General features: G+C 66.9%; 23 protein-coding genes. 11 read left to right on the top strand and 12 right to left on the bottom strand.

The window, feature by feature from the left end; translation table 11 throughout:
* Window positions 1–50: 50 nt before the first annotated feature.
* Window positions 51–704 carry a phosphoserine phosphatase SerB gene (gene serB / locus AArcCO_RS01005; RefSeq protein WP_259534504.1) on the top strand — a complete coding sequence of 218 codons (654 nt, stop codon included), beginning with the start codon at window positions 51–53 and terminating at the stop codon, window positions 702–704.
* 18 nt (window positions 705–722) lie between these two features.
* Here serB and AArcCO_RS01000 read toward each other — a convergent pair whose 3' ends face one another.
* The 10 genes from AArcCO_RS01000 to pyrG all read right to left on the bottom strand — a co-directional run bounded on the left by AArcCO_RS01000 (window position 723) and on the right by pyrG (window position 10,762).
* A complete protein-coding gene (locus tag AArcCO_RS01000) occupies window positions 723–1,490 on the bottom strand; it encodes a uroporphyrinogen-III synthase (RefSeq protein WP_259534503.1) in 768 nt (255 codons plus the stop codon).
* Window positions 1,487–2,575: a hydroxymethylbilane synthase gene (hemC, locus tag AArcCO_RS00995; protein WP_259534502.1), complete on the bottom strand. Its 1,089-nt coding sequence runs from the start codon at window positions 2,573–2,575 to the stop codon at window positions 1,487–1,489. The genes AArcCO_RS01000 and hemC overlap by 4 nt, the downstream gene beginning before the upstream one ends.
* Before the next feature lie 54 nt (window positions 2,576–2,629).
* Entirely contained in the window at window positions 2,630–4,021 is a 1,392-nt protein-coding gene (locus tag AArcCO_RS00990; RefSeq protein WP_259534501.1) for an MFS transporter, read from the bottom strand.
* Between the two features lie 4 nt (window positions 4,022–4,025).
* On the bottom strand, window positions 4,026–5,432 hold the full coding sequence (locus AArcCO_RS00985) for a signal recognition particle protein Srp54 (RefSeq protein ID WP_259534500.1): 1,407 nt from the start codon (window positions 5,430–5,432) through the stop codon (window positions 4,026–4,028).
* A 71-nt stretch (window positions 5,433–5,503) separates the two neighbouring features.
* Window positions 5,504–6,151 (bottom strand): class I SAM-dependent methyltransferase, encoded by a 648-nt coding sequence (locus tag AArcCO_RS00980; protein WP_259534499.1) that lies wholly within the window; start codon window positions 6,149–6,151, stop codon window positions 5,504–5,506.
* Window positions 6,152–6,230: 79 nt separating this feature from the next.
* The gene (locus tag AArcCO_RS00975) at window positions 6,231–6,968 is read right to left on the bottom strand and encodes a DUF4382 domain-containing protein (RefSeq protein WP_259534498.1); all 738 of its coding nucleotides are present in this window, start codon (window positions 6,966–6,968) and stop codon (window positions 6,231–6,233) included.
* Between the two features lie 3 nt (window positions 6,969–6,971).
* Window positions 6,972–7,559, bottom strand: coding sequence for a hypothetical protein (locus AArcCO_RS00970; protein ID WP_259534497.1), 588 nt, complete (start codon window positions 7,557–7,559; stop codon window positions 6,972–6,974).
* Between the two features lie 192 nt (window positions 7,560–7,751).
* Complete coding sequence (locus AArcCO_RS00965; protein WP_259534496.1) at window positions 7,752–8,117, bottom strand: DUF7126 family protein; 366 nt, start codon at window positions 8,115–8,117, stop codon at window positions 7,752–7,754.
* 27 nt (window positions 8,118–8,144) lie between these two features.
* On the bottom strand, window positions 8,145–9,062 hold the full coding sequence (gene guaA, locus AArcCO_RS00960; protein WP_259534495.1) for a glutamine-hydrolyzing GMP synthase: 918 nt from the start codon (window positions 9,060–9,062) through the stop codon (window positions 8,145–8,147).
* The gene (pyrG, locus tag AArcCO_RS00955; RefSeq protein ID WP_259534494.1) at window positions 9,062–10,762 is read right to left on the bottom strand and encodes a glutamine hydrolyzing CTP synthase; all 1,701 of its coding nucleotides are present in this window, start codon (window positions 10,760–10,762) and stop codon (window positions 9,062–9,064) included. The genes guaA and pyrG overlap by 1 nt, the downstream gene beginning before the upstream one ends.
* A 129-nt stretch (window positions 10,763–10,891) precedes the next feature.
* On the opposite strand from pyrG, the gene upp reads away from it, so the two are divergent.
* The 10 genes from upp to argF all read left to right on the top strand — a co-directional run bounded on the left by upp (window position 10,892) and on the right by argF (window position 21,289).
* Window positions 10,892–11,569 carry a uracil phosphoribosyltransferase gene (gene upp, locus AArcCO_RS00950; RefSeq protein ID WP_259534493.1) on the top strand — a complete coding sequence of 226 codons (678 nt, stop codon included), beginning with the start codon at window positions 10,892–10,894 and terminating at the stop codon, window positions 11,567–11,569.
* Between the two features lie 327 nt (window positions 11,570–11,896).
* Entirely contained in the window at window positions 11,897–13,183 is a 1,287-nt protein-coding gene (locus tag AArcCO_RS00945; RefSeq protein ID WP_259534492.1) for an argininosuccinate synthase, read from the top strand.
* Between the two features lies 1 nt (window position 13,184).
* Window positions 13,185–14,654: an argininosuccinate lyase gene (gene argH / locus AArcCO_RS00940; protein WP_259534491.1), complete on the top strand. Its 1,470-nt coding sequence runs from the start codon at window positions 13,185–13,187 to the stop codon at window positions 14,652–14,654.
* 237 nt (window positions 14,655–14,891) lie between these two features.
* Window positions 14,892–15,062, top strand: a complete 171-nt coding sequence (gene lysW, locus AArcCO_RS00935; protein ID WP_259534490.1) for a lysine biosynthesis protein LysW — start codon at window positions 14,892–14,894, stop codon at window positions 15,060–15,062.
* A gap of 2 nt (window positions 15,063–15,064) precedes the next feature.
* Window positions 15,065–15,991 (top strand): lysine biosynthesis protein LysX, encoded by a 927-nt coding sequence (lysX, locus tag AArcCO_RS00930; protein WP_259536488.1) that lies wholly within the window; start codon window positions 15,065–15,067, stop codon window positions 15,989–15,991.
* Window positions 15,988–17,037, top strand: coding sequence for an N-acetyl-gamma-glutamyl-phosphate reductase (gene argC, locus AArcCO_RS00925; protein ID WP_259534489.1), 1,050 nt, complete (start codon window positions 15,988–15,990; stop codon window positions 17,035–17,037). The genes lysX and argC overlap by 4 nt, the downstream gene beginning before the upstream one ends.
* Complete coding sequence (locus tag AArcCO_RS00920; RefSeq protein ID WP_259534488.1) at window positions 17,034–17,987, top strand: acetylglutamate/acetylaminoadipate kinase; 954 nt, start codon at window positions 17,034–17,036, stop codon at window positions 17,985–17,987. Before argC ends, AArcCO_RS00920 begins: the two co-directional genes overlap by 4 nt.
* A gap of 1 nt (window position 17,988) precedes the next feature.
* Complete coding sequence (locus AArcCO_RS00915; RefSeq protein ID WP_259534487.1) at window positions 17,989–19,125, top strand: aspartate aminotransferase family protein; 1,137 nt, start codon at window positions 17,989–17,991, stop codon at window positions 19,123–19,125.
* On the top strand, window positions 19,125–20,315 hold the full coding sequence (locus tag AArcCO_RS00910) for a [LysW]-lysine hydrolase (protein ID WP_259534486.1): 1,191 nt from the start codon (window positions 19,125–19,127) through the stop codon (window positions 20,313–20,315). The genes AArcCO_RS00915 and AArcCO_RS00910 overlap by 1 nt, the downstream gene beginning before the upstream one ends.
* 20 nt (window positions 20,316–20,335) lie before the next feature.
* Window positions 20,336–21,289, top strand: a complete 954-nt coding sequence (gene argF / locus AArcCO_RS00905; RefSeq protein WP_259534485.1) for an ornithine carbamoyltransferase — start codon at window positions 20,336–20,338, stop codon at window positions 21,287–21,289.
* A 25-nt stretch (window positions 21,290–21,314) separates the two neighbouring features.
* On the opposite strand, the gene AArcCO_RS00900 is transcribed toward argF, so the two are convergent.
* Both AArcCO_RS00900 and AArcCO_RS00895 read right to left on the bottom strand, forming a co-directional pair.
* Complete coding sequence (locus AArcCO_RS00900) at window positions 21,315–21,713, bottom strand: DUF6276 family protein (protein ID WP_259534484.1); 399 nt, start codon at window positions 21,711–21,713, stop codon at window positions 21,315–21,317.
* Window positions 21,714–22,409, bottom strand: coding sequence for a V-type ATP synthase subunit D (locus tag AArcCO_RS00895; RefSeq protein ID WP_259534483.1), 696 nt, complete (start codon window positions 22,407–22,409; stop codon window positions 21,714–21,716).
* Window positions 22,410–22,412: the final 3 nt, after the last annotated feature.

Below are 22,412 nucleotides of genomic sequence, written 5' to 3'. Positions count from 1 at the left end.
GCGACCGCGACCACCCCGATATAAAAGGGATCGGGACACCACTGTCGAACATGCGACTCATCGCGTTCGACTTCGATGGAACCCTCTCGGATTCGGAAATGACCGTGTTGCTGGCTCGACGAGCGGACGTCGAATCGGAAGTGGCCGAGATCACCGAGCGGGCGATGAACGACGAGTTGAGCTACGCCGAGAGCCTCCGGGAGCGCGCCGCCTTGCTCGAGGGGCTCCCGGAGAAGGACGTGACGGCGGCTTACGGCGAGGTGACCCTTCGCCCGGGTGCCGGGCGGCTCATCGAACGGCTCCGAGAGGAGGGTCACGAAGTAGCAATTCTCACGGGGGGTTTCGATCGGGGCGTCGAAGCCGCACTCGACTCGGCTGGCGTCGACGTCGACCACGTGATCGCGAACCGGCTGCCGATCCGCGGCGGTCAGCTCAACGGGAACGTCGGCGGTCCGCTGGTCGAAGGGACGAAAGACGAGGCACTCGAGGACCTCGCCGAGGAGATCGGCGTCCCGATGGCGAGAACCGTCGCGGTCGGCGACGGCGCGAACGACCTTCCGATGCTGGAGGTCGCCGGGCTCTCGGTGGGGTATCTCCCGAAGGATGCGGTCCGTCCGGCCTGTGACGTCGTCGTCGCCTCGATGTCCCGGCTGGCGCGCGTGTTCGAGGAACGAGGGCTGCTTTCGGCCCGAGACGACCGGTAACTACCCGTCTCTCGGCAGCTATTCCGACTCCGCCCGGCGTGTCGCTTCCTCGACGACCGCACGGGCGAGCGCCTCGAAGGTGGCGTCCTCGGGCACGACGTCGACGTCGATCCCGCGGGATTCGGCCGTGTTCCGTGTCGGCTCGCCGATCGCACCGACGACTGCACGATCGAGTCCCGAGAGGGCGTCCTCGCGAACGCCCCGCTCCTCGGCCGCCTCCAGGAAGTGTTCGACAGTCAGCGACGACGTGAACGCCGCCGCGTCGAGGTCGCCGAGGGCGGCGAGTTCGGCGGACTGCCCGGACGCTGGTGGCCGGACGAGTTTATAAAGAATCGTCTCGTTGACGTCGGCGCCCGCCTCCCGGAGTCCCTCCAGAAGCACCGGGCTGCCGTGATCGCTGCGCGCGACCTCGACAGTACGGCCGTCGACCCGCCCGTCGAGCGCCTCGACGAGCCCCGAAGAGGTGTACTCGTCGGGGACGACGTCGACAGCCCAGCCCATCTCGCGGGCCGCCGCCGCCGTCGCCGGACCGATCGCGACGAGGGTGACCGCCTTGCCGTCCGGACCGGCCTCCTCGGGCGACCAACCCGCCTCGGCGGCGAGTTCGACGCCGGTCTTGCTCGTGAGGACGACGAGTTCCGCCGACGCCGGAGCGGCGCCGGTCGGCTCGACGGCCAGCATCGGATCGGCGATCGGCTCGACTCCCAGCTCCTCGAGCAGATCGACTGCCGTCCGGATGCGGTCGTCGTCCGGACGAAACACCGCGACTCGGGACGGCGGGCTCACGCGTCTCCCCCCTCGGCGCGTTCGCGGGCCTCGTCAATGAGGTCGGCTGCGCCCCGATCTGCGAGGTCGTCGGCGAACTCTGCAGCCGCCTCCGCGTGTGATTCGACCGGGAGATCCCGGGTGTCGTTTATGACCGTCTCCCCGTCGGTGCTCGACACCTGTGCCCGCGCGTGGACGTACTCGCCCTGCAGGATGGCGTTGACGCCGATTGGCGCGATGCAGCCGCCACCCAGCTCCGCGAGGACGGTCCGTTCGACTGTCGTCGTGATCCTCGTCGGGGGATGGTCGATGCGAGACCGAACCAGGTCGATCACGTCCGGGTCGGCGGCGGTAACCGCAATCGCTCCCTGTCCAGGGGCGGGGACGAACTGCGAGCGTTCGAGCCGCTCCGTCTCGACGTCGTCGAACAGGCCGCTCCGGCGCAGGCCCGCCTCCGCGAGGACGATCGCGTCGTACTCCGGGTCGACCGTCCGTTCCATTGCGTTCCGTTCGAGTTCAGTCAGGTCGTCGAACCACTCCTCGGCGGTGCGGTCGAACGTGACGTCCTCGTCGAACGCCTCGTCCGATTCGGCCTCCAGCCGCCGTTCGTGCTCCCGCTGCAGCGACGGCGCGAGCAGCTTTTCCAGGCGGGTGTCGACGTTGCCACGGAGCGGTTCGACCTCGAGATCCGGGCGCGCGTTGGATAGCTGTGCGCCTCGACGAAGCGACGACGTACCGACGGTGGCACCGTTGGGAAGCTCCGCGAACGGGGTCCCGTCGGGCGTGACGAGCACGTCACCGGCGGGAGCCCGTTCCGGGACGCCGGCGACGACCAGGTCATCGGGGAACTCCGTCGGCATGTCCTTCATGGAGTGGACGGCCGCGTCGACCTCCCCCTCGAGCACCTTCTCGTCCAGCGCCCGGACGAACGCCCCCGTCCGGCCCAGCCGATGAATCAGCTCGTCGGTGATTCGATCCCCGCGCGTTTCGATCTCCACGAGTTCGACGTCGAGCCGTCGGCTCGACAGCGAGTCGCGGACGGTTGTCGCCTGTCGGCGCGCGAGGGTCGAACCCCGTGTCGCGAGCCGTAACGTACCCTCGTCCATACCGGATGTGGTCGGCGCGGCGTGAAAAGGACACCAGTTCCGTCCGCTTCGAGATCACGCCCGCTCTGCGGTGAGCCAAAGGCCGACCGCGATCGTCGCCGCCGTGGCCATCGCGGCCGCGAGCAGCGCGAATGCGGGGCGGAAGCCGACTCCGTCCGAGATAACCCCGATTATCACGGGGGCGACCGCGCCCGCCCCCATCAATCCGGTTCGGACGACTCCGAGCGCGCCGCCGGCGATGTCGTCGGGCAGGACGACCATGAGATACGAGCCCCGCACCGGCCTGAACCCGTGCATCCCGATCCCGCCGACCGCGACCGCGACCGCGACACCGAGGGCACCCCCGGGCGTGCCCCCGATCGGGAGCAGCACCAACGCGAGCACGCCGGCCGTGGCCAGCGACAGCGCCGCGACGATCACGGGAAGCTGTCCCGCCCGGTCGCTCGCCTCCCCCGAGAACAGCTGGACAAAACTGACCAGAAACAACAGGCTGTACAGTCCGCCGGCGGTCGCCGCCGCAAGCCCGGCTTCGCGGGTGAGATACAGCGGAAGAAAGGCTACCAGTCCGTTGTACGCGAACGAAAACGACAGCGTCACCACGACGAACGCGGCGAGACGACGACCGGAAAACAGCCTCACGTATCGTCGGAGGGCGGGATTCGAGCCAGTCTTCTCCTCGACGGATCGGTCGTCGTCGACCGAATCGCCGGAATCGACGTCGGCTGATTCGCCGACGGCGGATTCGGCGGCGGGTGATTCCGCGACGGCGGATTCGGTCTCGGCGTGTTCGGCCTGGAGTCGACCGGGAACCCGCCGGAGGAACGCAACCGCGAGGGCGACGCCGACGAGTCCCGCCGAAAAGAAGAGCCATCGCCAGGGATCACCCGGGAGCCCCGAGAGCAGCCCGGTGGTGAACGCGACGACGGCGATCGGCGCGACAACGCCGCCGAACGTTCCGACCGTATCGAACGCGCCCAGCGCCCGACCAGTCCGGGCCGGATAGACGCGGGCGAGCAGCCGGATGGCGACCGTCTTGTGGGCGCCGGTCCCCCCACCCATCACGAGCATCGTCGCGACGAGGACGCCGAACCCGGCGGCAGCCCCGGCGACGGAGCCGACCGCCACGGCGAGCGCCCCGACCGCTGCAAGCGCTGCACCCGCGACGACGACCCGCACCGATCCCAGCCGGTCCGCGAGCGCGCCGGAGGGGAACTGCATCGCGGCGTACACGAGCATGAACCCGGTGAACGCTGCGCCGACTTCCGCGTTCGAGACGCCGTACGTCCCCTGAAACGGTTCGAAAAGCGGCGGGAACGCGTACCGGAGGAACTTCCCGAGAAACCAGATGGCCGCGGTCAGCGCGAGGACGTCGAAGCGTGTGAGCCCTCCGAGGCGGTCGCGGAGGCGTCGACTGGCGCCACGTCCGTCGCCGGGGTTTCGGCCCACGGCGTCAGCCGAACGGACCCTTGCCGCCGCCCAGCTCCTCGAGGTCGCCCATGCCGCCGGCGCCGCCCCCGCCGCCGAACTTCTTCATCATCCGCTGCATGTCGCCCTCGCCCATCCCCTGGAACTGTTTGAGCGTCCGCTCCATCATCTTGTGCTGTTCGAGGAGTTCCCGGATGGTCTCCTCGTCGACGCCGGAGCCGCGGGCGATGCGCTCGACGCGCGATCGGCCGACGATTCTGGGGTTCTCCAGTTCCTCGTCTGTCATCGAGTCCATCGCGACGTCGAACCGGCGCATCCGGTCCTGGGTGACGTCCATCGCGTCGTCGGGCAGCTGATCCATCAGCCCGCCGCCGAGTCCGGGGATCATGTCCATCACCTGGTCCAGCGGCCCCATCCGGTTCATCGCCTCCATCTGGCGCTGCATGTCCTTCAGGGTGAACTCCCCTTCCAGCAGGTCCTCGGGTTCCCAGTCGTCGTCCTCCTGTTGGGTCTCCTGCATCGCGCGTTCGACCCGCTCGGAGAGCTGCTTGAGATCGCCCATCCCGAGCAGCCGGGAGATGAACCCGGAGGGTTCGAACCGCTCGATGTCCTTTACGGTCTCCCCCGTCCCGAGGAACGCGATCGAGGAGTCGGTCTCGTTGACGGCGGTCAGCGCCCCGCCACCTTTCGCAGTCCCGTCGAGTTTCGTGATGACGACACCCTGGATGCCGACAGAACTCTCGAACTCCCGGGCCTGATCTCTGGCGCCCTGCCCGATCGCGGCGTCGAGCACGAGCAGGGAGACGTCCGGGGCGACCGTCGCCTCGATCTCCTCGATCTCCTCGATGAGGTCGTCCTCGAGGGCGTGTCGGCCGGCAGTGTCGACGATCCGGACGTCGGCGTCTGCGGTCGCCTCCATTCCCGCACGGGCGATCTCGATAGGGTCGTCCTCGTCTGGATCGCCGTAAAACTCCACCTCCGCGCGTTCGCACATCTGCTTGGCCTGGTCGTACGCGCCCGGGCGGAACGTGTCCGTCTGGATCACCGCCGGCCGGAGTCCCTTCTTCGAGAACCACCACGCCATCTTGGCGGCGGTGGTCGTCTTCCCCGACCCCTGCAGGCCGGCGAGCATGATCGTCTGGGGCTCCAGCGGCAGCTCCGTGGATTCGCCGACGAGATCGACGAGCTCCTCGTAGACGATCTTCAGGACGTGATCGCGCGCGGTCGTTCCCGCCGGGGGGTCCTCCGACAGCGCACGCTGTTCGATGCTGTCGGACAGCTCCATAACCAGCCCGACCTCGACGTCCGCCTGCAGGAGGGCGCGCTGGATCTCCTTTACGACCTCCCCGACGTCGTCCTCGTCGATGCGGGACTTCCCGCGGAGGTCGTTGAGCGTCCCCCGAAGGGAGCTCCCGAGGTCGTCGAGTACCATTTGACGGCCCGTACGCCGTCAGGCCGGTAAAGCCTTCCTTTCGTCTTTTCGGTGCTCCCGTCCGCCGGCGACTACTCCCGGGGGACGTCACGCATGTCGCGCTCGGGGGGATACGACTGGGCACCGCCGCAGGACTTGCGGGCGACGACGGTTGCGATCGTCGAGGGCCTGCCGTCCTCTTTCCCGTGTCGTGTCGCCTCCGCGTAGTGAAGCACCGTCAAGTCGAGACACGACCGGAGCAGGTCGTTCGACCTGAACCGAACACGGTCGTCGGAGGGGCCGACCTCGACGGGATCGCTCGACCGCAGGTGGTGTTCGTACACGAGCACGCCACCCGGAGCGAGCGCCTCCTTGAGCTCCGGCAGCAGCGCGGGGGCATAAAAGAAGCTCACGACGATCAGATCGTACTCTCGGGGTTCGAGCTGGAACTCCCCGTCGGAATCGGTGACGTCCGCCCGGATCCAGTCGACCTCGAGGCCGAGTTCGTCGGCACGAGTGTGCGCCTGGGCGAGCGCCTCGTCGGAGACGTCGACGGCCTCGACGTCGTAGCCGTGCTCGGCCAGGAAGATCGCGTTCCGGCCGCTTCCCGTCGCCACGTCGAGCGCCCGGCCCTCCGGCAGCGTGTCGATCCGCCGGGCCAGTTCGGGAACGGGATCGTCGGGGAGCTCGAAGTCGTCGTCCCTGTACCGTTCGTTCCATCGGTCGCGGTCGTCGGTCACGGCCGAAACGGCGCACCGCGTCGGGATAATACGCCCGGTTAACGGTCGTCTGGCGGTCGAACGGAGGGCCGAAGGGTGATCACTGGTCGCCGTCCGCGTCGGCGTCGCCATCGCCGTCCGCGTCGGCGTCGCCATCGCCGTCCGCATCGTCCTCCTCGTCTTCGACGTCCTCGTACTCTACCGTCGTTCCCTGGGCGACGGGCTGGAGGAGGTAACTTCCGGTCGCGCCGCGTTTCACCGGCGTGAAGTCGGCGGTGAAGACGGTTCGTTGGCCGTCGCGGATCTCGAACCGGTGTTTGAACTGCAGGGGCGCGTTCCCGGGCGTGGAGACGTCGGCGTCGCCGCCGTCGGCCAGGGTTCCGTCGACGTCGGTCACCTCGAGCTGGAGGAACTCGTATTCGCGGGCCGCAAGCTCCTGCTCGTCGACGAGCTGGGTCTCGCCGTCCTGCAGCTGGACCAGGTCGGCCTCCTGTGGCTCGTCGAATTCGTGGTACTCCCGCGCCTCGCTCAGATCAGGAGTTTCCTCCTCGTCGTCGTCGCCCTCGTCGTCTTCGTCGTTCCCGTCGTCGTCGCCCTCGTCGTCTTCGTCGTCGACACCAGCCGGTTTTACCCACAGACCCTCGATCGTAACGATACAGGACTCGAAGTCGCCGATGTCGCCGGGCTGGTCGGTGACTCGGGTCGCGAGCGTCCCGGTCGCCTCGCCGGACGCGTCGTCGCCGACACAGCCGGCGAGGCCGGCACTGCCGACGGCGGCGATCCCACCGGTGGCTTTCAGATACGTCCGTCGATCGAGCAGGTGGTTACTGTCGTACATCAGTTATCGTCCGTTCCCGTGTCGGTGGTCGTCACCGCGGTCGTTCCGCGGGTGGTCGTCGCTCCAGGGGTGCTCGCCGCCGGCGATCGAACGGATCGTCTCACCGAACCGGTAGGGTGGCTCCTCGTCGTCAAAATGCGACTGCATGACCTCGTGCATGTGCGTCACGTTCGTCGGAATGTCGTCCGGCACGTTGTCGGCAACACCCCACATCGGACCGGCGAATCCGGGCCGGTCGTCCGCAGCCGGTGCGTTCTCGTCGGCATAGTGCGGGCCGTGGCCGTCAGCGTGGTGCTGGCCGTGGCCGTCACCGGCGTGGTGCGGACCGTACTCGCCGTCAGTAACGTTGTCGTGGTGCGGGCCGAACTCGCCGTCGGTCTCGTTTACGTGTTCGCGAACCCGATCACGCTCGGACTCGTTTGCGCGATCGGCGTCGCGATCGCGGTCGGCAGCGTCGTCGGTAGATTCGGGGAGTTCCTCGTCAACTGGCTGTTCGGGAGTCTGGTCGGCCGCAGCGGCGCCAACTGCGCCGAGGCCGGCGAACAGCACCGCGACCGCGGTGGCGATCGCGAGTAGCGTTTTTGCGTTCATTGCGATCGATCCTTTCGTGGAGACCCACTTGAACCGTGGACGTAGCAAACCCGGATTCAGGGGGTTTACTCCCACCTACCGTCCAATTAAGTCGGATTAACTCGGGTCTATCCGGCGGTTTCGGAACGACGAGGGGCCGGACCGAATTCCGACTGTTCGTTCGGCTTGCGCGCGCCGAAGGCGAGAACGGAACTACTCGAGCAGTTCCTCGGCGACGACGTCCGGCGAAAGGAGATCGGGATCGACGGCCAGATCCGCCTGTGCCTTCGCGTACTCCGGCAGCGACTGGTGGCTGTACGACACCGCCCGCAGATCGGGATTGACCTCCTTTGCGACCGGGATCGCCGACGCCTCCCCCAGATCCGTCAACACCAGGATCGCCGCCGACTCGATTCCCGCCTCCGCGAGCGTTTCGCCGTTGACGATTCCGGGGATCCGGGCGACCGTCGCCCCTCGAGACTCGAGTTCGGCGGCGAGCCCGTGTTCGTCGGGGCCGGCGACGATCACGCGCGCGTTCGTCTGGTTCAGTTCGCCTGCGTCCGCATCAGTAGATGTCATGGGTTTTCCTGGATTTCGCTCGCGTCGTCACTCGTATTCGATCGTCGCGGGTGGTTTGTGAGTCACGTCGTAGACGACTCGAGAGACGTTGTCGAGCTGGCTCGTGATCCGCGACTGGATCCGCTGGAGCGTCTCCCAGTCGAGTTCCTGCGCCTGGGCAGTCATCCCGTCACGGGAGTCGACCGACCGCACCGCGACGATCCAGCCGTGGACCCGGTTGTCTCCCTTGACGCCGGTGCCCTTGCCGACCACGGCGGCGAACGCCTGCCACGGCTCGTACGGTTCCAGCTCCTCCTCGACGACGTGACACGCCTCGCGTGCCACCTCGACCTTCTCGCGGGTGACCTCGCCGACCACCCGAACCGCGAGTCCCGGGCCGGGGAACGGCATCCGCTCTGCGATCACCGATTCCAGCCCCAGCTCCCGAGCGAGTTCGCGGACCTCGTCCTTGTAGAGGTCCCGCACCGGTTCGACGATCCCCTCGAAGTCGACGACGTCCGGGAGTCCACCGACGTTGTGGTGGGATTTGATCCCGCCCTCCGACTCGATGCGGTCGGGATAGATGGTCCCCTGGACGAGGTAGTCCGCGCCCGCTTCCCGCGCCTCCTGTTCGAGGACACGGATGAACTCCTCGCCGATGACGTGCCGCTTCTCCTCGGGATCGGTGACGCCCGAGAGCGCGTCCAGGAACCGATCCTGTGCGTCGACGATCCGGAGGCTATCCATGAACGAGAACGTCTCCCGGATCTCCTCGGTCTCGCCTTTCCGCATCAGTCCGGTGTCGACGTACACCGGCGTCAGCTGGTCGCCGATCGCCCGGTAGGCGAGCGTCGCAGACACCGACGAGTCGACGCCGCCGGACAGCGCGATTACGGCGTTGGCGTCGTCGATCTCGGCTTCGATCTCCTCGATCGCCTCCTCGATGAACGGCCCGGGGTCGACCATCAGGCACGCACCTCCCCGTCGGGCTCGATGTCAGGACGGTCCACGTCTCGTCGCTCCCCTTCGACGACCTCTCGGGCGTCGAGCTCCCCCATCACGGCCTGTAAGAGTCCGACGAACGGCGGGCTCGCCCGGTCCGGCCGCGATCGGAACTCCGGATGGAACTGCGTCCCGAGGAAGAAGGGATGATCGTCGCGCTCGAGGATCTCCATGCGGTTGTTCGCCCGCCCCGAAAAGGAAAGCGGGCCGGATTCCAGGTCGCCGATGTACTCGGGATTCACCTCGTAGCGGTGGCGGTGGCGCTCGGTGCAGGAGTCGTCGCGGTACACGTGGGCCGCGAGGGAGCCGGACTGGATCTCGGTGGTGTGTGCGCCCAGTCGCATCGTTCCCCCGAGGTCGTCCACCTCGTACTGCTCTGGCAACAGGTCGATCACCGGGTGCGGGGTGTCGGGATCGAGTTCCGCAGAGTGGGCGCCCTCGAGCCCGAGCACGTTGCGGGCGTACTCGATCACCGCGAGCTGGAAACCGAGACACAGCCCCAGATACGGGACGTCGTTCTCGCGGGCGTACTGGATCGCGCGGATCTTCCCCTCGGTGCCGCGGGATCCGAATCCGCCGGGAACGACGATCCCGTCGGCGTCTTTCAGCCGTTCGGTGTGGTGGTCCCGCATCTCGTCGGCGTTGACCCACAGGGTGTTCACTTCGACGCCGAGCTCGATGCCGGCGTGTTTCAGCGCCTCGTGGATCGACATGTACGCGTCCTCCAGCGCGTACTTCCCGACGAGTGCGATGTCGACGCTGCCGGATCGCTCGCGCGTGACGAGTTCCCGCCATTGCGTGCTGCGGTCCGCCTTTGGAAGCGCCTCGTCTGCGAGGCCGAGCTCCTCCATCACGTACTCGTCGAGCCCTTCGTCCTCGACGACCAGCGGGACGTGATAGATGTCCTCGACGTCCGGGTTCGAAAACACCGCGTCGGTGGGAACGTCACAGAACAGCGCGATCTTCTCCTTGGTGGACGGTTCGAGTTCGTCGTCGCATCGACCGACGAGCACGTCCGGCTGGAGTCCGATCGAGCGCAGCTCCTTTACGGAGTGTTGGGTGGGCTTGGTCTTCTGTTCGCCGTTCTTCGAGTACGGAACCAGCGTCACGTGGGTAAACAGGATGTCCTCCTCGTCCTCCTCGTGTGCGAACTGCCGGAGCGCCTCGAGATACGGCATCCCCTCGATGTCGCCGACGGTGCCACCGACCTCGACGAGACAGACGTCGGTCCCCTCGGCGGCCTCGCGCACGCGACGTTTGATGTCGTCGGTGATGTGAGGAATGATCTGGACGGTCTTTCCCAGGTAATCGCCCGCACGCTCCTTTTCGATCACGTGCTGGTACGTCTTTCCCGTGGTGACGTTGTGATCGGAGGTCATGTCGATCCCGAGGAACCGCTCGTAGTTCCCCAGATCGAGGTCGACCTCACCCCCGTCTTTCAGCACGTACACCTCGCCGTGCTGGTAGGGGTTCATCGTTCCGGCGTCGACGTTGAGATACGGATCGATCTTCACGGCGGTGACGTCGAAACCGGCGTTGACGAGCAGTCGGCCGATGCTGGCGGCCGTGATGCCCTTCCCGAGCCCCGACATTACGCCCCCCGTGACGAAAACGAACTTCCGACCCAGTGATGGATCGTACCCCGTGTTGGGTTCCGTCGGCATACCGACGGTGCGCGAGCGTTCGACTAAACCGTTTCGGAGTCGACGGGGGAGTGTCGACGATCCCCACGCCTGCGTGCGTCCCGTCGGGGATCGCCCTCTTTTAAGGGCTCTCCGAACCCCAGTTGGAGTATGACCATCGAGAACCGCGATCACGCGAAACTGATCACCCACGCGCTCGCGAAGGACACCCTCTCGAAGCTCCGAAGCGTCGAGACCGAACAGGTGGCGTTCCGGAAGGGGCTCGTCAAACTCGGTCGGATCTGCGGCTACGAGATCATCGACGGGGCGATGGAGACGGAGTTCGTCTCCATCGAGACCCCCCTCGCCGAGACGACGGGCGAGCGCGTGACAGGCCTGGACGACGTGGTGATCATCAACGTACTCCGGGCGGCGACGCCGTTCGTCGAAGGGTTATTGAAAGCATTCCCCCGGGCGAAGCAGGGCGTGATCTCGGCGGGTCGCGACGAGGAGGCCGGCATGGACGAGGGTGGCGAGTTCCCGATCTCGATCGACTACGTGAAGCTGCCCGAGATCAGCGAGGACGACACCGTGATCGTGGCGGATCCGATGCTCGCGACCGGCAGCACGATGTGTGCGGTGCTGGATCACGTCCTCGAGGAGGCGAACGACCCGGAGGACCTGTTCGTGCTCTCTGCTGTGTCGGCTCCCGACGGACTCATCCGGGTCGACGAGGAGTTCGACGAGGCGACGCTGCTCACGGTCGCGATCGACGAGAAACTCGACGAGGACGGCTTCATCGTGCCCGGACTGGGCGACGCGGGCGATCGGGCGTTCCGGACGACCTGACACCACTCCGGATCGCCTGCACGTCGGGGCGCCGCTCGACTCTCGAAAGCTTTTAGTACGGTTCCGACGCTACGACACACCAATGATGGCGACCGCTCGTCGCAGTTCCGCCCTTCTCCGAGAGCGACGAGCGTCGCGACCGGGCCGACCGATCGGCCCGGCCCGACGACGACCGGCCCTTTGAGGCCACTTATAAACACCCCCGTCGTCGGCTGCCGTATGTTCCCCAGTTTCCACGCGTTTCGCGTCCCGAGAGTCATCCCTTTCATTTAATTTCACAAACAAAAGCGACGAATTTAAGTCCCACAAGGCCACAGAGTGAGACACATGACACGCGCGGCACTCGCGTTCAGCGGCGGACTCGACACCACGGTGTGTGTCCCGCTGCTAAAGGAGGAGTACGGATACGACGAAGTCATCGGCGTCACGGTCGACGTCGGCCAGCCCGAGGCGGAGTTCGAGGAGGCCGCAGAGACCGCCGAGGCGCTCGGGGTCGAACATTACGTCGTGGACGCGCGAGCGGAGTTTGCAAACCAGTGTCTCGAGAGTGTCCGCGCGAACGCCACGTATCAGGGCTACCCGCTGGGGACCGCCCTCGCCCGCCCGGTGATCGCGAAGGCGATCCTCGATGTGGCGAAAGAACAGAACTGCGGGGCGCTCGCACACGGCTGTACCGGCAAGGGCAACGACCAGCTCCGGTTCGAGGCAGTGTGGCGCGCCTCCGACATGGAGGTCGCCGCACCCGTTCGCGACCTGGGGCTCACCCGCGAGTGGGAGATCGAGTACGCCGAAAAGAAGGGGCTTCCCGTCGAGAGCGGCAACGAGGGCGTCTGGTCGATCGACACGAACCTCTGGAGCCGGTCGGTCGAGGGGGGCAAGCTCGAGGATCCCGGCTACGTCCCGCCCGAGGAGATCTACGAGTGGACCCAGCCCCCGACCGGCGACACCGAACTGCTCGAGATCACCTTCGAAGACGGCTATCCGGTCGCCGTCGACGGCGAGGAGTACGACTCCGTCGAACTGATCGAGCACCTCAACGAGATCGCCGGCGCCCACGGCGTCGGCCGGACCGACATGATGGAAGATCGGATGCTCGGTCTGAAAGTGCGCGAGAACTACGAACATCCCGCGGCGACGGTGCTTTTGAACGCCCACGCGGGACTCGAACAGCTGGTGTTGACCAAAGAGGAACTGGACTTCAAAACGACCGTCGACAACGAGTGGGCCCAGAAGGGCTACGAGGGACTCGTCGACGCACCACTCGTCAACGCCCTGGAGGGATTCATCGACGAGACGCAGACGAAGGTGACCGGCACGGTGACGATCAAACTCGAAGGAGGACAGGCGCGCGTAGTCGGTCGCAAAAGCGACTACGCGGTGTACTCCGAGTCGGCCGCCTCCTTCAACACCGAGACGGTCGACGGCATCGAGCAGGGCGACGCTACCGGCGTCGCCAAGTACCACGGGTTCCAGAGCCGGCTCGCCAACGAGGTCGCGAAGAACGTAGCCGAGTCGAAAGCGGAGCTGGCCGCCGACGGCGGCAACCTGGGCGGCGGAACCGCCGGCGAAACGATCGACGGATCCGTCGACGGATCGAACGACACTCACGAGTGACATGACCGGAGCCGGGGAGGATCGCGATGGGACGGCAGTTCGCCGCGACCGCTTCAGCGGCGGTCCTGCAAGAGAGTTCCTCTCGAGTCTCGCCGCCGACCGGCGCATCTTCGCGGCCGACCTCGCGGTCGATCGCGCCCACGTGGCGATGCTCGCCGAACAGGGGATCGTCGAAGAGGAGACCGCAGGCGAGATCCTCGCGGCGCTCGACGACGTCGAGGCGTCGGGCCACGAGGGACTCCCGGCGGGCGAAGACGTCCACGAGGCGATCGAAACCGCCGTCATCGACCGGATCGGTCCCGACGGCGGGAAGATGCACACCGCCCGCTCGCGCAACGACGAGGTGGCGACGTGCATCCGGTATCGGCTGCGTTCGGACCTGCTGGACGCGATCGACGCGACGATCGCGCTCCGGGAGGCGCTGTGTTCCACCGCAGCCGATCACACCGGGACGGTGATGCCCGGGTACACCCACCTCCAGCCGGCCCAGCCGACGACCGTCGGCCACTACCTGCTGTCCTACGAGTCGGCGGTCGCGCGCGACACCGCCCGGCTGCTGGACGCGTACGACCGGACGAACCGGTCGCCGCTGGGCGCCGCTGCGTTCGCGGGGACACCCTTTGACGTCGACCGCGACCGGACCGCAGCTCTGCTGGGCTTCGACGGGATCGTCCGCAACTCGATGGACGCCGCCTCCGCCCGCGACTTCCTCGCTGAAGCGACGGGAGCGCTCGCAACCCATGCAGTCACGCTCTCGGGACTTGCAGAAGATCTGGTGCTGTTCTCGAATCGGGGATTCCTCGAACTCGACGACGACTACGCGTCGACCTCTTCGATCATGCCCCAGAAGAAAAACCCCGACACGCTGGAACTCGTTCGGGGCGTCGCAGGCGACGCCGTCGGCGCCGCCACGGCGACGCTGTCGAGCCTGAAAGGGCTCCCCCGGGCGTACAACCGCGATCTCCAGCGCGTTCACCCCCACGCCTTCGACGCGGTCGACGCGGTGGTCGACGCGACCGACGTCGCCGGGGGCGCGGTCGCCACCGCGTCGTGGGACGAGACGGCGCTTGCCGACGCCGCGGGCGAGGGGTTCTCGACGGCGACCGGCGTTGCCGACCTGCTTGCGATGGCGGGCGTCCCGTTCCGGACAGCCCACGAGGTGGTCGCGACGGCCGCCGAACGGTTCGAAACCGACGTCTCCGCGGCAAACATTGACGCAGTCGCCGAAGAGGTGACCGGGGAGTCGCTGTTTGCCCACGTGAGCCGCGAGGAGGTCAAGGCCGCGCTCGATCCCGCCGAAAGCGTCGCGAGCCGCGACTCCGTGGGCGGTCCCGCCGAACCCGAAGTGACCGCCGCGATCGCGACGGCGACGGAGGCGATTGGCGACGACGAAGCCGCGGCACGCGAGCGCCGCGATCGGATCGAAACCGCGAGAGAAACGCTGGCAACGGAGGTAGCGACCTATGTGTGAGCGACGATCCCGAAGAGACGACGTCCGATCCCGACGAGCGCGACGACCCGTCGGCGTTCCGATTCCGCCGCCGTCCCCGCGAGGGGACAACAATACACTAACGGAATCTGACACTGGATTTCTAACGGCGGCGGTTTGCAGCTAATTGGCGCTTAGCTCCGGGCTTGGGAAATTGTAAGAATTACTTTATTTTCGCAACCCTTATGTAGGTTCTCCCCCATAGCATCATCTACACACATGAGCCAGGCAGAATGCGTCGAATGCGGGGCCGACGTGACCCTGTACGACGACCTGGAGGCTGGAGAGATACTCGACTGTGACACCTGCGGTGCGGAGCTGGAGGTACTCGACGTCAACCCGCCAGTCCTCGACCGAGCCCCGGAGCTCGAAGAGGACTGGGGGGAGTGAAATTGCAGTTCGGCATCCTCTACTCCCGGATCCGCAAGGACGAGAAATTACTCCTCTCGGAGCTGCGCGACCGCGGCCACGAGGTAGAGAAGATCGACGTTCGGAAACACCAGTTCGGGCTCGAAGAGACCTCTGCGCCCGTCGACGGGCTCGATCTCGTCGTCGATCGCTGTCTCGCGACGAGCCGGTCGCTGTATGCAACCCGGTTCCTCGACAGCTACGGTGTCCCGGTGGTCAACGGCCCGGAGACAGCCGACGTCTGCGCGAACAAGGTGAAAAATTCCCTCGCGCTGTCGAACGCGGACGTCCCCACGCCCGAGACCGAGGTAGCGTTCACGACAGACGCCGCCCTCGAGACGATCGAGAAGTTCGGCTATCCGTGCGTGCTCAAGCCGGTCGTCGGCTCGTGGGGGCGCCTGATGGCGAAGGTCGACTCCCGGTCGGCCGCCGAGGCGATTCTCGAGCACAAGGCGACGCTGGGCCACTACGAGCACAAGGTGTTCTACGTCCAGGAGTTCGTCGATAAACCGGGTCGTGACGTGCGCGTGCTCGCGGCCGACGGCGAACCGATCGCGGCGATGACCCGGACGTCGGACCACTGGCTCACGAACGCCGCGAAAGGCAGCGATACCGCGGCGTTCGAGCTCGACGAGACGGCGCTGGATCTCGTCGAGCGGGCCAGCGACGCCGTCGGCGGCGGGTTGCTCGGCGTCGACCTGATGGAGGTCGGCGGCGCAAAGTCCGGCGAATACACGGTCCACGAGGTGAACCACACGGTGGAGTTCAAGGCGCTGAACGAGACCGTCGATGTCGACGTGCCCGCGGCGGTCGTCGACTGGCTCGAGACGAAAGCCGACGCAGCCGCCGAGAGAACGGAAGGCTCCGGCGGCGAAGTCGACGCCGGCGACACAGAGGTATCGGCCGTATGAGCGAGGCACACGACGCACTCACCGCCGCTGTCGTCGGTGGCTCCGGGTTTACGGGCGGGGAGCTGCTCCGCCTGCTTTCGGGCCATCCAGGCTTCGAGATCGTGCAGGCGACCTCCCGCTCGTACGACCGCAAGACGGTCGGTGCAGTCCACCCGAACCTCCGGGGGCTCGATCTGCGGTTTACCGACCCGACGGACCTCGAGAGCGTCGACATCCTGTTCGCGGCGACGCCCCACGGCGTGTCGATGGGCCGGATCGACGAGTTCTTCGAGGCCGCAGACACTGTCGTCGATCTCTCGGCGGACTTCCGGTTGAACACCGTCGAGGCGTACGAGGAGTGGTACGACGGCCACGACGCGCCGGAGTACCTCGACAGGGCGGTGTACGCCCTGCCTGAACTCACCAGGGAGCAGCTCCCTGGCGCCGACCTGATCGCTTCGGGGGGGTGCAACGCGACGGCGACGATCCTCGGGTTGCAACCGCTCGTCGACGCCGGACTGCTCGGCGAGGACGATCGGATCGTCGTCGACGTGAAGGTCGGTTCCTCGGAGGGCGGGGCGGGTGGAGGCGTCGCCTCCTCCCATCCCGAGCGGTCCGGGGTCGTGCGGCCGTACGCTCCGACGGGCCACCGCCACGAGGCCGAGATCGAGGAATTCCTCGGTCTCGATGTCGCCTTCACGGTTCACGCGGTGGACATGGTTCGGGGCGCGTCGGCGACGGGTCACGTCTTCCCGGAGCCGGTCTCGAAGGGCGACCTCTGGTCGGCCTACCGCGAGGCGTACGAGGAGGAACCGTTCGTCCGGCTCGTCGCCGGCGGCTCAGGCGTGTATCGCTATCCGGAGCCCAAGGCCGTCGCCGGAACGAACCACGCGGAGGTCGGCTTCGAACTCGATCCCGGAAACGGCCGGGTCGTGACGTTCTCTGCGATCGACAACATGATGAAAGGATCTGCCGGACAGGCAGTCCACGCTGCCAACGTCGCTCTCGGGTTCGAGGAGACCGCCGGCCTGGAGTTCCGGGGACTTCACCCCGTGGGATCGCCATGAACGAGGACGAACCATCCACACAGGGAGAGGTATCGGAGTCGACGGACGGAGAGGCACCCGTCGTCGTGAAGATCGGCGGCGCGAAGGCCGTCGATCCAGCCGGGGCGGTCGGCGACGTTGCCCACCTCGTCGCCAACGCGCGCGAGGTAGTCGTCGTCCACGGCGGTTCGACGGCAGTCGACGACACGCTGGAACGGCTCGGCAAGGAACCGACCTACGTCGAGACGCCCTCGGGCGTCTCCGGACGGTTTACCGACGCCGAGACGATGGACGTGTTCTCGATGGTGTTGCCCGGCAAACTCAACACGGACCTGGTCGCGCTCCTGCAGGAGTCCGGCGTCGACGCCGTCGGGCTCTCGGGCGTGGACGGGGGGCTCCTTTCGGGCCCGCGCAAGTCGGCGGTCCGAGTGCGCGAGAACGGCAAGAAGAAGATCAAACGCGGCGAGCACTCCGGAAAGCTCGAGTCGGTCAACGGCGAGCTGTTGTCGCTGCTGTTGGAGGCGGGCTACGTCCCGGTCGTCTCCCCGCCGATGGCCGGCGAGGAGTCCGACGGCGGAGTCACGCCCGTCAACACCGACGCCGACCGCGCCGCGGGGGCGATCGCCGCCGAAATCGGCGCCGAACTGGTGCTTTTGACCGACGTCGACGGAATATACGCGGATCCGGAGGATCCGGAGACGCTGATCGGGTCGGTTGCCTCGCCTGCGGAACTCGAAGCGCTCGAGTCCGCAGCCGAGGGGTTCATGACGAAGAAGGTGATGGCCGCAGTCGAGGCCCTGGAGGGAGGCGCCGCCGGCGTGACGGTGTCGGACGCCAACCTCCGTGACCCGGTCGTCGCCGCGCTCGGCGGGGCCGGCACCCGGATCGACCCGGGCGTACTCGGCGTCGACCCTACGTCCGAAGCCGACGCGGACGCCGAACCCGAGACGAAGTCGGAGACGGAGGCGTGAGATGAGCGGGTTCGTCTTCTCGGAAAAGCCCATCCGGATCGAATCGGGAGACGGCGTGTACTTACAATCCGCAGACGGCACCGACTACCTCGACTTCGGCGCCTCGTATGCGGTGACGCCGCTGGGGCACTCCCATCCCGCGGTTGTGGACGCGATCCAGACACAGGCCGCGACGCTGACGTACGTCCAGGCGTCGTATCCAGTCGAGGTCCGGACGGAACTGTACGATCGGCTGGCGACTGTCGCGCCGGGCGACCTCTCGAACGTCTGGCTGTGCAATTCCGGCACCGAGGCCAACGAGGCGGCCATGAAGTTCGCTCGGAGCGCGACCGGCCGTGGGAAGATCGTCGCCACGAAGCGGGCGTTCCACGGCCGGACGATGGGAGCGCTCGCGATGACCTGGAAACAGAAGTACAAGGCACCGTTCGAACCGCTCGCCGGCGGGATCGAGTTCGTCGAGTACGGCGACGCCGAGGCTCTCGAGTCGGCCGTAGACGAGGAAACGGCGGCGCTGTTTCTCGAACCCGTCCAGGGGGAAGGCGGGATCCACCCCGCCTCCCGAAGCTATCTCGAGAGTGCCCGCGAGATCACCACGGAGGCGGGGGCAGCGCTCGTCTTCGACGAGATCCAGACCGGCCTCGGTCGGACGGGAACGCTGTGGGCCTGCGAGGCCGCGGGCGTCGTCCCGGACATGCTCACGACGGCGAAAGGACTGGCAAACGGGCTCCCCGCGGCGGCGACGCTGTGTGCCGACTGGATCGCCGAGGACGCCGGCGACCACGGTTCGACGTTCTCCGGCGGCCCGGTCGTGTGTGCGGCCGCAAACGCGACCCTGGAGACAATCGTCGAGGCGGACCTCCCGTCTCACGCCGGCGAGATCGGGACGTACTTCCGGGAAGAACTTGAGGCGGCCGCCGAGAAACACGACCTTCCAGTACGTGACGTGCGCGGCAATGGACTGCTCGTCGGAATCGAGGTGAAACGCGGGGCGAACCGCGTGCTCCGGGATCTCGCGATCGACCAGCAGGTGCTCGCGCTGCCGGCCGGTCGGACGGTCGTTCGGTTCCTGCCGCCGCTCGTCGTCGAACAGTCCCACGCCGACCGGGTCGTCGACGCCGTCACGGAGGTTCTCTCGTGATGAGTGTCTCCGAAAGCGCCGAGAACGTGACTGACATACCCGAAGCCAGCGACGAACGCCACCACACTGCCCTGAACACGGTCGGACGGGGCCTACTGTACGATCTGGTGTCGATCCCGTCGCCCTCCGGTGACGAGCAGGTAGCGGCCGAACGGCTCGCCGCCTTCTTCGAGGCAAACGATCGGGAGGTGTTTCTCGACGACGTCGGCAACGTCCGGGCTCCCGGGAACGACGCCGTGCTCCTTACCTCCCACGTCGACACCGTCCCGGGCGAGGTGCCCGTCGAGATCCGGACCGCGGAGACGGAAGCCGGCGGTGATAGCGGTGACGAGGCTGCCGTCGATGACGACGGTGGCGACGGTGACGTTGTCGACGGGGGAAACGACCACGAACTGTGGGGGCGAGGGAGCGTCGACGCGACGGGACCGCTCGCCGCGATGGCTGTCGCGGCCGTCCGTACCGGCGCCTCGTTCGTCGGCGTCGTCGGCGAGGAGACCGACTCCCGGGGTGCCCGCTACCTCGTCGAGGACCGCTCCCCCCCGGAGGCGGTGATCAACGGCGAGCCCTCCGGCTGGGACGGCATTACACTCGGCTACCGGGGCTTTCTGTCCGGAACGTACGTCACCACGAGCGAGTCCGGCCACACCTCCCGGCCGGAACCGAACGCCATCCAGGACGCGATCGCGTGGTGGAACCGGATCGAGGCGGCGTTCGACCCCGACGAGTGGACGCCGGTTTTCGAGCAGGTGACGACAAAGCCCGTCGGCTTCGACGGCGGGCTCTCGGCCGACGGCCTCTCGGTGGAGGCGACCGTCGACGTCCAGCTTCGCGTCCCTCCCTCGAGCACTGTAGAGGCGGTTCGGGAGCGCGCCGAGGCGGAGCTCGACGGCGGGACCGTCTCCTGGAAGGAGCCGATCCCGCCGACCATGAGTGATCCACGGGGGGAGCTGGCCCGGGCCTTCCGGGTGGCGATCCGCGGTGAGGGGGGCGATCCGCGGTTGCTCCGAAAAACCGGAACCAGCGACGTCAACCTCTACGCCGACGCCTGGGACCGCCCGATGGTGACGTACGGCCCCGGCGACTCGGCACTGGACCACGCCCCCGACGAACACCTGTCGCTTTCGGAGTTCGACCGGGGCGTGCGCGTATTGACTGCGGTGTGTAAACGGTGCGTATCGGGCGACGACTGAACCCGAACGAGAGACAGACGATGACCGATCAAGAAGACCCCGACAGCACGGCCGGAGAACCGTCGGAGGGAATCCCCTCCGGGATCGAGGCGACCGACTTCGTCGACGTCGACGACCTCTCGTCGGCGGAGCTACAGCGAATCCTCGAGCGAGCCGCCGCGATGAAGGCCGGCGAGGACGACACGCGGCTGGCGGACGCCACCCTCGGGATGCTGTTCGAAAAGCCCAGTACGCGTACTCGAATCTCCTTCGAGACCGGGATGACGCAGCTGGGCGGCCACGCGATGTTCCTCGGTCCCGACGACATCCAGCTGGGACACGGGGAGCCGCTTCGTGACACCGCACGGGTGCTGGGACGGTACGTCGACGTCGTGATGGCACGGCTGTTCGACCACGAGGACGTGGTGACGCTCGCGGAGTACGCCGACTGTCCGGTGGTAAACGGACTCACCGACGAGGCACATCCGTGCCAGACGCTCGCCGACCTGCTCACACTGCGCGAGCAGTTCGACGACGACGTCTCACTCGCGTGGATCGGCGACGGAAACAACGTCGGCCAGTCGTTCCTTCTCGGGGCGGCGATGGCAGGGATCGACGTAACGGTCGCGACGCCGACGGGGTACGGGATGGAACCACAGGTGATCGAACGTGCCGGCGAACTCGGTCCGGCGCCGGCCGTGACGACGGATCCGGAGGCTGCCGTCGACGGCGCAGACGTCGTCTACACCGATGTGTGGGTGAGCATGGGCCAGGAGGACGAACGCGAACAGAAACTCTCCGCGTTCGACGGCTTCCAGGTGAACGAAGAGCTGCTGGCGGGAACCGACGCGAAGGTGATGCACTGCCTGCCGGCCCACCGCGGCGAGGAGATCACCGACGCAGTGATGGAGTCGGACCGGGTGCTGGTCTGGGACCAGGCGGAAAACAGGCTCCACGCACAGAAGGCACTCCTCGTCGAGTTGCTTGCGGGCTGACCGGCCGGGTAAGTTCCCAAACCGACTACAGAAGGTTTTCGAGCTGCGCTTTTCGTTTGGCCGGATCGAACGACGGGTTCACGTCACTCTCGGCGAGCCGATCGAGTGCGAGGAAGACGTCTGCACCGTTGCGTTCGGCGTACTCGAGAGACGCCGCGATCGCCGGACGATTGAGCGCGAGCGAGTCGAGCAGCCCGACCGCGAGGGCCGTCGCGGCCCCGGCCTCGCCGTCCGGAAACGGCAGCGGGTCGAAATCGGCGTGTTCCGGCACGGCAGGCTCGACGGTGTCGTCCAGTGACTCGAGCAACAGGCAGTCGGTACAGATCGACGCCGTCGTCGCACCGTCGACGTGCTCTCGAAGGGACGTCGGGACGGCGAACGCGACGGTCGGCGCCTCACATCGGGAACAGGGCACGGCAGTCATTTACTGCTCGGAGTCGGCCTGTTGGAGGCGGGCCGCCTCGGCGTTCGCTTCGGCCCTCTCCTCGGCTTCTTCCTCCTCTTTTTTTGCTTTGATCTTCTTGAGCCGGAAGATCTCCTCGCGTTCCTGTTCCTCGAGCTTCTGCTCGATGTACTCCTTGTTGTCGTGCAGTTCGGGCAACAGCTTGAACTCGAGGGCGTTGACGCGGCGCTTCGTGGTCTCGATCTCTTCGAGCATCTTCTTCATCGCCGTCTCGACCTCGGCCGCAAGGATGATCGTCTCCAGCAGTTGCTCGTAGGCGTCGGCGGTTTCGTCGATCCGTGCCGACGAGCCGAGCACCCCGTAGCCGCGTTCCTCGAGGTCCTTTCGGACCTTTGTCGACTCGATCTGCGGAACGACCACACCCATGATGTTCTTCGACTGGGTCGTGATCTCAGGGTACTCCTTGAGCGCTGCCGCCGCGCCACGGACCGCGACGTCGCCCTCCATGGCCCGCGCCATGTTGATCTTTCGCTGGGCCGTCTCGTAGTCGTCGTCGAGCTGGGATCGGACGTCCTTGGCCTGATCGAGGATGTCCATGAACTCCATGATGAGCCCGTCGCGCTTCTGCTCGAGCGTGTCGTGACCGCGCTCGGAGAGCTCGATCCGGTCCTCGATCGCCATGAGGTTCTTCCGCGTGGGTTTGACGTCCTCGGCCATGGG

The sequence above is a fragment of the Halalkaliarchaeum sp. AArc-CO genome (genome assembly GCF_024972735.1).
Lineage (GTDB): Archaea > Halobacteriota > Halobacteria > Halobacteriales > Haloferacaceae > Halalkaliarchaeum.
Note: the sequence above shows the minus strand (reverse complement) of the source record. Positions and strands in the feature narration are given on the sequence as shown.

Excerpts from the sequence above, each read along its gene's own strand:
- AArcCO_RS00965 (WP_259534496.1), bottom strand. The coding sequence starts at position 8,117 with ATGACATCTACTGATGCGGACGCAGGCGAACTGAACCAGACGAACGCG.
- pyrG (WP_259534494.1), bottom strand. The coding sequence starts at position 10,762 with ATGCCGACGGAACCCAACACGGGGTACGATCCATCACTGGGTCGGAAG.
- guaA (WP_259534495.1), bottom strand. The coding sequence starts at position 9,062 with ATGGTCGACCCCGGGCCGTTCATCGAGGAGGCGATCGAGGAGATCGAA.
- AArcCO_RS00975 (WP_259534498.1), bottom strand. The coding sequence starts at position 6,968 with ATGTACGACAGTAACCACCTGCTCGATCGACGGACGTATCTGAAAGCC.
- AArcCO_RS00900 (WP_259534484.1), bottom strand. The coding sequence starts at position 21,713 with ATGACTGCCGTGCCCTGTTCCCGATGTGAGGCGCCGACCGTCGCGTTC.
- upp (WP_259534493.1), top strand. The coding sequence starts at position 10,892 with ATGACCATCGAGAACCGCGATCACGCGAAACTGATCACCCACGCGCTC.
- argF (WP_259534485.1), top strand. The coding sequence starts at position 20,336 with ATGACCGATCAAGAAGACCCCGACAGCACGGCCGGAGAACCGTCGGAG.
- AArcCO_RS00985 (WP_259534500.1), bottom strand. The coding sequence starts at position 5,432 with ATGGTACTCGACGACCTCGGGAGCTCCCTTCGGGGGACGCTCAACGAC.
- AArcCO_RS00915 (WP_259534487.1), top strand. The coding sequence starts at position 17,989 with ATGAGCGGGTTCGTCTTCTCGGAAAAGCCCATCCGGATCGAATCGGGA.
- argC (WP_259534489.1), top strand. The coding sequence starts at position 15,988 with ATGAGCGAGGCACACGACGCACTCACCGCCGCTGTCGTCGGTGGCTCC.
- argH (WP_259534491.1), top strand. The coding sequence starts at position 13,185 with ATGACCGGAGCCGGGGAGGATCGCGATGGGACGGCAGTTCGCCGCGAC.
- hemC (WP_259534502.1), bottom strand. The coding sequence starts at position 2,575 with ATGGACGAGGGTACGTTACGGCTCGCGACACGGGGTTCGACCCTCGCG.
- AArcCO_RS00970 (WP_259534497.1), bottom strand. The coding sequence starts at position 7,559 with ATGAACGCAAAAACGCTACTCGCGATCGCCACCGCGGTCGCGGTGCTG.
- AArcCO_RS00910 (WP_259534486.1), top strand. The coding sequence starts at position 19,125 with ATGAGTGTCTCCGAAAGCGCCGAGAACGTGACTGACATACCCGAAGCC.
- AArcCO_RS00895 (WP_259534483.1), bottom strand. The coding sequence starts at position 22,409 with ATGGCCGAGGACGTCAAACCCACGCGGAAGAACCTCATGGCGATCGAG.
- lysW (WP_259534490.1), top strand. The coding sequence starts at position 14,892 with ATGAGCCAGGCAGAATGCGTCGAATGCGGGGCCGACGTGACCCTGTAC.
- serB (WP_259534504.1), top strand. The coding sequence starts at position 51 with ATGCGACTCATCGCGTTCGACTTCGATGGAACCCTCTCGGATTCGGAA.
- AArcCO_RS00920 (WP_259534488.1), top strand. The coding sequence starts at position 17,034 with ATGAACGAGGACGAACCATCCACACAGGGAGAGGTATCGGAGTCGACG.
- AArcCO_RS00945 (WP_259534492.1), top strand. The coding sequence starts at position 11,897 with ATGACACGCGCGGCACTCGCGTTCAGCGGCGGACTCGACACCACGGTG.